Genomic DNA, 9952 nt, shown 5'->3' on the forward strand with positions numbered 1-9952 from the left:
ACGTAGGTCAGCCCTTCCAGCGGCAGCGCGTTGGCGGCTTTCGCCGGCAGCGCCGCGGCCAGCGAGCGCATGGCTTCGTCGGCGCGTCGCAATTCGGCGACGCGTTCGGCGTCGGCCAACAAGGCGGTGAGGTTCGAGGCGGCTGCCTGTGGCACGCCGGCGACGATCCACTGGTGCTCGCCCGCTTTCACCAGCGCGTCGAGGCTCGCGTAGTTCTTCGCGAGGATGCCAGTGCTCTTCGGGCCGAGCTTCGACACCTTGGCGGCATCCAGCAGCACGTCGAGCCCTAGCCGCTCGCGCAGCTTGKGCGAAGGCGCGCCTTCATCGGCAAAGGTGATACCCGCTTCGAGCAAGGCATCGACGACCTTCTGGTTGCCCTCCTGCTCGAAGAACGCCGCAATGGACGTCGCTACTTCATCGCCGATATCCGGCAGCACGCGCAACACCGGCGCCGGCGTGCGCCGCACGAAGTCCAGCGAGCCCAGCCACAAGGCCAGCGTCTTCGCGGTGCTCTCGCCGATATGCATGATGCCAAGGCCGAACAGGAAGCGCGGCAGCGTGGACTTCTTGCTGGCTTCGATCGCCTCCACCAGGTTCTCCGCCCACTTCGTGGCGACCTTGCCCTGCTTCACCGTCTCCGGCGTGGAGCCATCGCGCTCGTCGGCCAGCGTCTTCAGCTTCACGAAGCGGTCGACGGTGAGCGCATAGAGGTCGGCCGGCGTATGCACCATGTCGAACTCGACGAGGGCATCGACGAAACGATCGCCGAGGCCGTCGATGTCCATGGCGCGGCGCGAGGCGAAATGGATCAAGGCCTCCTTGCGCTGCGCGGCGCAGATGAGCCCACCCGAGCATCGATAGGCGGCCGCGCCTTCCTCACGCAGCAGTTCCGAGCCGCAGACCGGGCAGACCTCGGGCATCTTCCAGGCCACGGTCCCTGCCGGGCGGTTTTCCTCGACCACGCGGGCGACTTCGGGAATGACATCGCCCGCACGGCGAACGATCACGGTGTCGCCGACACGCACATCCAGGCGCGCGACCTGGTCGGCGTTGTGCAAGGTGGCGTTGGTGACGGTCACGCCACCTACCTGCACCGGCGTCAATCGGGCCACGGGCGTCGCCGCACCGGTGCGCCCGATCTGGATCTCGATCGCCTCCACCGTCGTCGTCTGTTCCTGCGCGGGGTACTTGTGCGCGATGGCCCAGCGTGGCGCGCGCGAGACGAAGCCCATCTCGCGCTGGCCTTCGTAGTCGTCGAGCTTGTACACCACGCCGTCGATGTCGTACGGCAGGCTGTCGCGCTTCTCGCCAATCTTCCGGAAGTAAGCCAGCAGGCCCTTGAAACCCTTTGCCGTGGAGACCTCGGGCGACACCGGGAAACCCCAGTCGCGCAGCTTCGCGAGCGTGGCGGAATGCGTGTCCGGCAGTTCACCCTCTTCAACCACGCCTACCGCGTAGGCGAAGAAAGCGAGTGGCCGCTTCGCGGTAATCGCGGGATCGAGCTGGCGTAACGATCCGGCGGCGCCATTGCGCGGATTGGCCAGCGCCTTCTCACCCGCCGCGCGAGCACGCTCATTAAATGCCTCGAAGCCAGCGCGCGGCATGATCACTTCGCCACGCACTTCGAGCACGCGCGGCCAACCTTCGCCGCGCAAGCGCAACGGAATGGCCTTCACGGTGCGCAGATTGGAAGTGACATCTTCACCGACCGCACCATCACCGCGCGTGGCGCCCTGCACGAAGACACCGTCTTCGTAGCGCAGGCTGATGGCAAGGCCATCGAGCTTGGGCTCGACCGAGAACACCGGCTCACGGCGGTCCAGCGTCTGCTCGATGCGGCGCTCGAAATCGGCCACTTCGCGATATTTTTCGCGGTCGTTGTCGGCTTCCTGCTCGAAGGCATTACCCAACGACAACATGGGGACCGCGTGCGTCACTTCGGCAAAGCCACCCTGCGCGCGAGCACCGACGCGCCGGGTCGGTGAATCGGCGACGGCGAGCTCCGGGTGCTCCGCTTCGAGCGCCTCGAGCTCCCGCATCAGGCGATCGTAGTCGGCGTCGGCGAGGGTCGGGTCGTCGAGCACGTGATAGCGGTAATTGGCGTCTTCGAGGCGGCGTCGGAGTTCGGTGGCACGCTCGACGGCATCGGCCGGGGCGGGGGCTTGGGGCATGTGCGGGGTCCGTCAGGCTCTGATCGTCTATAATGTTACAGCCATGCCAGCCCACGACGTCATCGACAGCCTCCCACCGACCGACGTCCACGCTCTCTCCACCGACCGCCCGGCACTGGCACCGGCGGAACCGTCGAGCAAGGCCCGCTACCGCGGACTCATCTGGCTCGTTTCGGCCGCTTTCTTCATGCAGGCGCTGGATTCGACGATCGTCAACACCGCCGTGCCCGCCATCGCGAACGCGCTGGATGTCGGCCCGCTAAGCATGCGCACCGCCCTGACCAGCTACGTGCTGACCCTGGCGATCTTCATCCCCATGAGCCCCTGGCTGTGCGACCGCTTCGGCACAAGGCGCGTTTTCGGCGGAGCGATCACGGTCTTCGCCCTCGGCTCGCTGCTCTGCGGCCTGGCGCAGACGCTGCCGCAGCTGGTGGCCTCGCGTATCGTCCAGGGCCTGGGCGGCGCCGCCCTGATGCCCGTGGGCCGCTACGTGCTGGTGCGCAGCATCGACCGGCGCGAATTCGTCAGCGCCATGACCACGGTGGCCACCTTCGGGCTGCTTGGCTCCGTGTTCGGCCCCCTGCTCGGTGGCGCGCTGGTGGAATTCACCAACTGGCGGCTGATCTTCCTGATCAACGTGCCGGTGGGCATCGTCGGCCTGCTGCTCAATCGCACCGAAATGCCCGAATACCGCGTGGAACAGGCCAACCGCTTCGACACCACCGGCTTCCTGCTCTTTGCGGGGTCATCGGCCTTGTTCCTGATGGCCGCGGAGACCGTGGGTACGTCGGGCCACTGGCTGAGCATCGCCGGCTATGCCCTCGCCGCGGTGGCCTTCGGTGCGCTGTATGTGCGCCACAGCCGTCGCACGGCGCACCCGGTGAGCGACCTCTCCCTGCTCAAGGTGCGCAGCGTGTGGGTGTCGCTCGCCGGCAACCTGTTCACGCGGCTTGGCGTGTCCGGCATGTACCTGCTGCTGGTGCTGTTCCTGCAGATCGGCTGCGGCTGGTCGCCGCTGCACGCCGGCCTGATGATGGTGCCACAGGCGATCGGCTCGATCTCGGTCAAGCCCTTCATCCACCGGCTGCTCACGCACTTCGGCTATCGCAGGCTATTGCTCGGCAACACCATCGCGGTCTCTATCGTGCTGTGCTCGTTCGCGCTGCTCACGCCGGAAACGCCGATGTGGATCATCGCCAGCTTCGTCTACGTCTATGGCGCCTTCATGTCGCTGCAGTACACCTCGATGAACACGCTGGCGTACGTGGACCTGGATGTCCGCCACGCGGCCATGGCCTCTTCCATGGCATCAACGGCGCAATACCTGTCGATGAGCTTCGGCATCGCGTTGGCCTCGCTGCTGATGGGTGGCTTCCTCGGTTCCCATGACGCCCAGGGTTATGTATCGGCCTTCCGCTGGTCGGTGATCGTGCTGGGCATGATCACTCTCGCCGCGAGCTGGGTTTTCAGCCGCCTACGCGACACGCGGGTTGCCACGGTCACCGACGCCACGGCATAAAGGGTACCCTCGGGAACGACAAGGAGTGACCCCATGCACGATTCCGCAGGCATCCTGCTGACCCTTTTCATCATCTTCGTCGCCGCGCAGATCGGCGGCGAGATTGCGCAACGCCTGCGTCTGCCGGCCGTGGTGGGCGAAATCGCCGCCGGTTGCGTGATCGGTCCCTCGGCGCTTGGCTGGATCAGCGTGCCGGATATCGCCACCGGCACCCCGCTGGATGTCCTCGCGGAAATCGGCGTCATCCTGCTCCTTTTCTCAGTCGGCCTGGAAACGCGGCTCGACGATCTGAAGAAGGTCGGTGCGAGTGCCTTCATGGTCGGCGTGCTCGGCGTGATCATCCCCTTCGCGTGTGGCGCCGTGTGGGCGCATGGCTCCGGCTTCGACTGGATCCGCTCGATGTTCGTCGCCGCCGCCTTCGTCGCCACCTCGGCCGGCATCACCGCGCGCGTGCTGCAGCAACTGGGTGTGCTGCAACGCCGTGAAGCGCGGATCATMCTGGGCGCCGCCGTGATCGACGACATCCTGGCCATGCTCCTGCTCGGCATCGTGTCGTCACTGCAAGGCGGTGGCGATGTCGATATCGGCGGCCTGGTCGGGACACTGCTCGGTGCCATCGGCTTCGTCGCCGTGATCGGCTGGGGCGGCACGCGGGTCATGCGCCGCGGTTCCGGCTGGCTGGACAAGCCGAGCAACCCGATGTCGCCGCTGGCGATCGTACTGGCCCTGTGCCTGGGTCTCGCGTTCCTGTCGATGAAGTTCCACCTGGCCGCGATCATCGGCGCCTTCCTCGCCGGCATGATCGCCTCCGAGACCAGCCAGCGACACCAGCTCGAGGAGCAGACGGCACCCTTGCTGGCCTTCCTCACACCCTTCTTCTTCGTGGTCACCGGCGCCAAGGTGAACCTTTCGGCGCTGGCCAGCGCGAGTGCGCTGGGCATGCTCGCCGTGGTCACCGTCATCGCCATCGTCTCCAAGCTGGCCGGCGGTTACCTCGGCTCGATGTCGTTGGGTCGACGCGGCGCGCTGATCGTCGGCTTCGGCATGGTGCCGCGCGGCGAGGTAGGCGTCGTCATCGCGTCACTGGGGCTCGCGGCCGGTGTCTTCGACGAAACGATCTACGCCGTCATCGTCGCGATGTCCCTGCTCACGGCCATGGTCACTCCGCCGGTGCTTGCCCTGCTGCTGAAGGACCGCTCCGCACCGACTGGTACGCCGTAAGCGCCTCATCCCGGCTGCGCTTGAGATCGACCAGCGGTCGCGGGTAGCCCGACTGTTTCAGGAAGGCCTCGTCTTCCCATGGCGCGTGGACGAGGCGACCTTTTGCATGCGCGAGCTCCGGTACCCACCGACGGATATACGTGCCGTCGGGGTCGAATTTCTCCGACTGTGTCACCGGATTGAAGATGCGGAAATACGGTGCGGCGTCCGCACCACTGCCGGCCACCCACTGCCAGCCCATCGCGTTGTTGGCCAGGTCGGCATCGACCAGCGTGTCCCAGAACCATTTCTCGCCGAGCAGCCAGTGCTGACGAAGATTCTTCGTCAGCAGGCTCGCCACCAGCATGCGCACGCGGTTGTGCATCCAGCCCGTAGCCCATAACTCGCGCATGCCGGCGTCGACGAGGGGGATCCCGGTCTTGCCTTCTTTCCAGCGCTTGAGCGCATGCGCGTCGCGCTTTTCCCAACGGAAAGCGTTGAACTTCGGATTGAAGTTTTCCTTCGGCGTTTTCGGAAAGTGATACAGCAGATGGTGACCGAACTCGCGCCAGCCGAGCTGACGCAGGTAAGGCTCGATGTCGGCGCCGTTCTTTCGTTTCTTGACGCGCTCACGCAGGCCCTCCGCCACCTGAAGCGGCGAGATCTCGCCGAAATGCAGGTGTGGCGAGAGACGCGAGGTGCCGTGTCTGGCCGGTATGTCGCGACCTTCCACGTAGTGGCCGACGGCATCGTCGGCGAAGAGGTCGAGCATCTCCTGCGCGCCCTGCTCGCCCGGCGTCCATTCGGCGAAGCCGCTCGCCCAGTCAAGCGTCGGCAGCAGGCCCAGTGCGTCGAGCGACGACGTTTTCGGCAATTTTGCCAGGTGCAGGGACGACGGTTCTTCGACCGGGCCGACCGCATCGATGCGCGTGCGCAGGTTGCGCCAGAACGGGGTGAACACCCGGTAGGGCTCGTTCTGCTGGGTGGCGATGTCCCAGGGCTCACACCAGAGCGCGGCGTTGAACGAGGCGACCTCGATGCCGTCGCTTTCCAGTGCGCGCCGCACCGCCTTGTCGCGTGCGATCGCTTTCGGTTCGTAGAGGCGATTGAAGTAGACGGCTGTCGCGCCGGTCGCGTCGATAGCGGCCCGCAAGGCGTCAAGGCTGGAGCCCTGCAGGATCTGCAGGCTGCCTTTATGCCGGCCCAGGGAGGTGTCGAGCGCGTCGAGCGAGTGATGCAGCCACCAGCGGCTGGCGGCGCCGGGCGCCCATTCGCCCTCCTCGTCGGGGGCGTGGACGTAGAGCGGCACCACCTTTTCGTGGGCAGCCACGGCGGCATGAAGGGCGGGATTATCTGCAAGACGCAGGTCGCGGCGGAACCAGAGGATGGCTGTACTCATCCGCCTAGTATCCACGGAATGCGTGAAGCCAGAATCGCTCCATCGTCGTTCAGCCGACATGCTTAGACTGTTCCCCATGCGGCTAACCCTGCCAGCCGCCCGAAAGGAGACCACCATGAATTTCAAGACCGTCCTCGGCATCCCGATGGCCGCCCTGCTCGCCACCGCGGCAGTCGCCCCCGTTTCGGCCGCCACGATCACCCGGTCCGACGGCATCTATGTCCGCTGCGACCAGTGCGGCGTGGTGCAGAGCATCGAGCGCAACGTCGTCCAGGGCCGTGACCACGGCACGGCCGGCGCGGTGATCGGTGCCATCGCCGGCGGCGTCCTGGGCAACCAGGTCGGCCGCGGCAACGGACGCAAGGTCGCTACGGTCGCCGGCGCGGTCGGCGGCGGCTTCGCCGGTAACGCCATCGGCAAGGGCGGTGGCAGCGAGAGCTACACCCTGCGCCTGAAGATGGGCGGCGGCGGTTACACGAATGTCCAGGTCGCCGATGCCTCGTCTATCCGCACGGGTGACATCGTGGTGGTCGACGAAAAGGGTAACGTCCAGCGCGTGCAGTAAGCGCCTGGGTGTTTCAATGAAAGGCCGGCCTTCGGGTCGGCCTTTTCTGTGGGAGCCGGCTATGCCGGCGATGGGGTTACGGCGACCTGGCTATCGCCGCTGAAGCGGCTCCCACACGGGCAGCTATCGCGTCGTAGAACGACTCGGGCAACACCGCACGCACCGGCACACGCCACCAATTCGCCCGTGCGAAGTCGCGGCACTTCACCGCGTCCTTGTCCGTCATCAGCACGGGGCAACCATCGGCGAAAGTAAAATCGTCGCGGGTGAATGCATGGTGGTCTGCAAAAGGATGGCCATCCACAGCAATGCCGTGCGCCGTAAGGCTGCTGAAGAAGCGTGCGGGATTGCCGATACCCGCGACAGCGTGCGCTGGCCGCCCGGCAAACTCACTGAGCGGTGCGGAAAGCGACGGGTCGGCCATGTTGATCGCGATGCCACCTTCCAGCGTCATGGCGATCTCGGTCCCGGCTGGCGTGCCGCTGTTGACCACAACGAAGTCGACATCGGCGAGGCGGCTCGCCGGCTCGCGCAACGGCCCGGCCGGAAGCAAATGTCCGTTCCCCAGCCGACGCTCACCATCGATCACACAGATCTCGACATCGCGACCCAGACGATGATGCTGTAATCCATCGTCGGCAAGAATGAGATTGCATCCGGCGTCTATGAGCAACTGCGCCGCTTCCGGACGCTCGCGCCCAATAGCGACAGGCACACCACTCTGGCGAATCAGGCTCGGCTCATCGCCGACCTTCGCGGGGTCGTCCTGGCCGGTGAGCAGATAGGGCCCACGCTCGCTACCGCCATAGCCGCGACTCACGACACCCGGAACGAAACCCCGCGCCGACATCGCTTCAGCCAACGCCACGATCAGCGGCGTTTTGCCGGTGCCGCCAATGGTGATATTCCCGACGACCACAACCGGTACGGAAAGCCGAATCACCGCCGAAGGATCGTTGCGAAAGCCTGCCGCACGACGCCGCACAACAGCCCCGTAAAACACCTCCAGCGGACGCGTCCAGAGCGGCGGCTTCCCGCCGCCGTACCAATGTCGCTGCAGTGAGGCGCCGAGGCCCACCGCTTAGCTCGCCGCTTGCTCGTGGAACTGCATGCGGTGCAGGGCCGAATACTGGCCGCCAATGTCGAGCAGTTCGCGGTGCGTGCCGAGCTCGATGACCCTGCCCTGGTCCATGACGGCGATCTGGTCGGCGTGCTCGATGGTCGACAGGCGATGGGCGATCACCAGCGTGGTGCGGTCGCGCATGAGGCGCGTGAGCGCGTCCTGGATCAGGCGTTCCGACTCGGTATCGAGCGCGCTGGTCGCCTCGTCGAGGACGAGGATCGGCGCGTTCTTGAGAATGGCGCGGGCAATGGCGATACGCTGGCGCTGTCCACCGGAGAGCGAGTTACCGCCCTGCCCGATCTGCGTCTGCAGGCCTTCGGGCAGGCGCTCGATGAACTCCATGGCGTTCGCGGCCTTCGCTGCCGCCGTGATGTCGGCTTCCGAGGCGCCAGCCATTTCGCCGTAGGCGATGTTGGCGGCCACGGTGTCGTCGAACAGCACCACGTTCTGGCCCACCCAGGCGATCTGACGGCGCAGCGAGGGCAGCGTGTACTGCGAGTAATCGCGACCGTCGACGAGGATGCGGCCCTCGGTCGGCTGGTAGAAACGCGGCAGCAGACTGACCAGGCTGGACTTGCCGCTACCGGAGCGTCCCACCAGGGCCGTCACCGTACCGGGCTTGCAGACCAGATCCACGCCACGCAGGGCGACGTGGTTGTTGCGCTCGTACACCAGGTGGATGTTCTCGAAACGGATGTCGCCCTTGGTGCGAACGAGGTCTTCCGTGCCGGTGTCGATTTCGGGCGGCTCGTCGATGATCGTGAACAAGTCCTCGGCGGCGGTAACGCCTTTCTGCAGGTTTGCCTGGATTCCGGCCAGACGCTTCAGCGACGGCAACATAGCGCCCATCGCCGTGAGCACGGCCGTGAACACTCCGGGGGTGATCGTCTCGATGATGCCTGGGCGCGTTCCGAGGAATACCAGGGTGGCAAGCGCCATGGCGCCGACCGTCTGGATGGTAGCTCCCGAGGCGGCGCTGGTCGCCGAGACCTTGAGGTTGAGACGGCGCTGGCGGTCGGCGATTTCGCCGAAACGATCGCCTTCGCGCACCTGCCCACCGTAGATGCGCACCTCGCGATTCGCCGCGACGGCTTCCTCGACAGCGCTGGTTACGCTGCCCATGTTGCCCTGGATACGCTTGCTGATCTTCCGGTAGCGGCGGCTGATGACGGTGACGATAACCACCACGCAGGGCACCAGAACGAGCAGCGCCATCGCCAGATAGGCACTCCAATACAGCATGACGCAAAGCATGCCGATGACGGTCAGGCCCTCGGTGACGGCCATCTTGAGCGAATCCGCCGACGCAGAAGCTACCTGCTCGCTGGTGTATGTAATGCGCGAGATCTGCTGGCCCGACGGCTCCTTGGCGAAGAAGGTAGCCGGCAGGCGAAGATAGGATGCGAAGACGTCGACACGAATGGCCTGCACCACGTTGCGGCCCACATAGGCGATGCCGTAGTCAGTCGCGTAGGAGGCTACGCCTCGCACCGCGAAGATCGCGATGATCCAGATCGGCATCCAGAAGATCGTGTACGGATCCTTGTCGACGAAAAGGTTGTCGATCAATGGCTTCAGCAGGCTCGTGAAAAGCGACAGGCAAACCGGGTCGATGATCATGCCGACAATGGCAATGAGGCCCGCCGTGCGGAACCGCCGCGTGTAACCGAGCAGGCGCTTATAGGTCTGCCAGGTCTTGGCGTCCCAGACCGAGACTTTTTCCTTGCTCACCGGGCCGGACCCGTCTCGCTCGGCGTGGTCGCGATCGACAGTCGGGTAAAGCCCACCTGGCCGAGCGCATCCATCGCGCGAACCACGTTCTGGTGCGGCGTCATCGCATCGGCGCGGATCACCACGAGGCGATCGCGGTCGTTACCGGCGACACGCTCGATAGTCGCCTTGAGCGGCTCGATGCCCTCGCCCAGCACTTCGTCGCTGCCGACCGAGTAGTGGCCGTCACGATCGACGACCAGGG

Annotated in this window: 8 protein-coding genes; 3 read left to right on the forward strand and 5 right to left on the reverse strand. The window is 65.6% G+C overall.

Annotation, left to right across the window (positions count from 1 at the left end; genetic code table 11):
• The coding region (gene ligA, locus AC1DSN_RS12645; protein WP_477330960.1) for an NAD-dependent DNA ligase LigA at positions 1-2171 on the reverse strand (2171 nt) is incomplete at its 3' end.
• A gap of 43 nt (positions 2172-2214) precedes the next feature.
• On the opposite strand from ligA, the gene AC1DSN_RS12650 reads away from it, so the two are divergent.
• Together AC1DSN_RS12650 and AC1DSN_RS12655 are read left to right on the forward strand one after the other, a co-directional pair.
• The gene (locus AC1DSN_RS12650) at positions 2215-3690 is read left to right on the forward strand and encodes an MFS transporter (protein WP_477330962.1); all 1476 of its coding nucleotides are present in this window, start codon (positions 2215-2217) and stop codon (positions 3688-3690) included.
• Between the two features lie 33 nt (positions 3691-3723).
• Entirely contained in the window at positions 3724-4911 is a 1188-nt protein-coding gene (locus AC1DSN_RS12655; RefSeq protein ID WP_477297717.1) for a cation:proton antiporter, read from the forward strand.
• Here the strand turns inward: AC1DSN_RS12655 and AC1DSN_RS12660 are convergent.
• Positions 4850-6289, reverse strand: a complete 1440-nt coding sequence (locus tag AC1DSN_RS12660; protein WP_477297718.1) for a cryptochrome/photolyase family protein — start codon at positions 6287-6289, stop codon at positions 4850-4852. The two genes, AC1DSN_RS12655 and AC1DSN_RS12660, sit on opposite strands and share 62 nt — an antisense overlap.
• A 115-nt stretch (positions 6290-6404) precedes the next feature.
• On the opposite strand from AC1DSN_RS12660, the gene AC1DSN_RS12665 reads away from it, so the two are divergent.
• Positions 6405-6854, forward strand: coding sequence for a glycine zipper 2TM domain-containing protein (locus AC1DSN_RS12665; protein WP_213946918.1), 450 nt, complete (start codon positions 6405-6407; stop codon positions 6852-6854).
• A 76-nt stretch (positions 6855-6930) separates the two neighbouring features.
• On the opposite strand, the gene lpxK is transcribed toward AC1DSN_RS12665, so the two are convergent.
• The 3 genes from lpxK to AC1DSN_RS12680 form a co-directional block, all read right to left on the reverse strand.
• Positions 6931-7932, reverse strand: a complete 1002-nt coding sequence (lpxK, locus tag AC1DSN_RS12670; RefSeq protein WP_477330964.1) for a tetraacyldisaccharide 4'-kinase — start codon at positions 7930-7932, stop codon at positions 6931-6933.
• Positions 7933-7935: 3 nt separating this feature from the next.
• Positions 7936-9708, reverse strand: a complete 1773-nt coding sequence (msbA, locus tag AC1DSN_RS12675) for a lipid A export permease/ATP-binding protein MsbA (protein ID WP_477330966.1) — start codon at positions 9706-9708, stop codon at positions 7936-7938.
• A partial coding sequence (locus AC1DSN_RS12680) for an ExbD/TolR family protein (RefSeq protein WP_477330968.1) occupies positions 9705-9952 on the reverse strand: 248 nt, incomplete at its 5' end. The genes AC1DSN_RS12680 and msbA, both read right to left, overlap by 4 nt.

The sequence above is a fragment of the Luteibacter sp. P4_D7_3 genome (assembly GCF_056401735.1).

Bases quoted from the DNA above. Each gene is read 5' to 3' on its own strand.
- AC1DSN_RS12650 (WP_477330962.1), top strand. From the start codon at position 2,215: ATGCCAGCCCACGACGTCATCGACAGCCTCCCACCGACCGACGTCCAC.
- AC1DSN_RS12660 (WP_477297718.1), bottom strand. From the start codon at position 6,289: ATGAGTACAGCCATCCTCTGGTTCCGCCGCGACCTGCGTCTTGCAGAT.
- AC1DSN_RS12665 (WP_213946918.1), top strand. From the start codon at position 6,405: ATGAATTTCAAGACCGTCCTCGGCATCCCGATGGCCGCCCTGCTCGCC.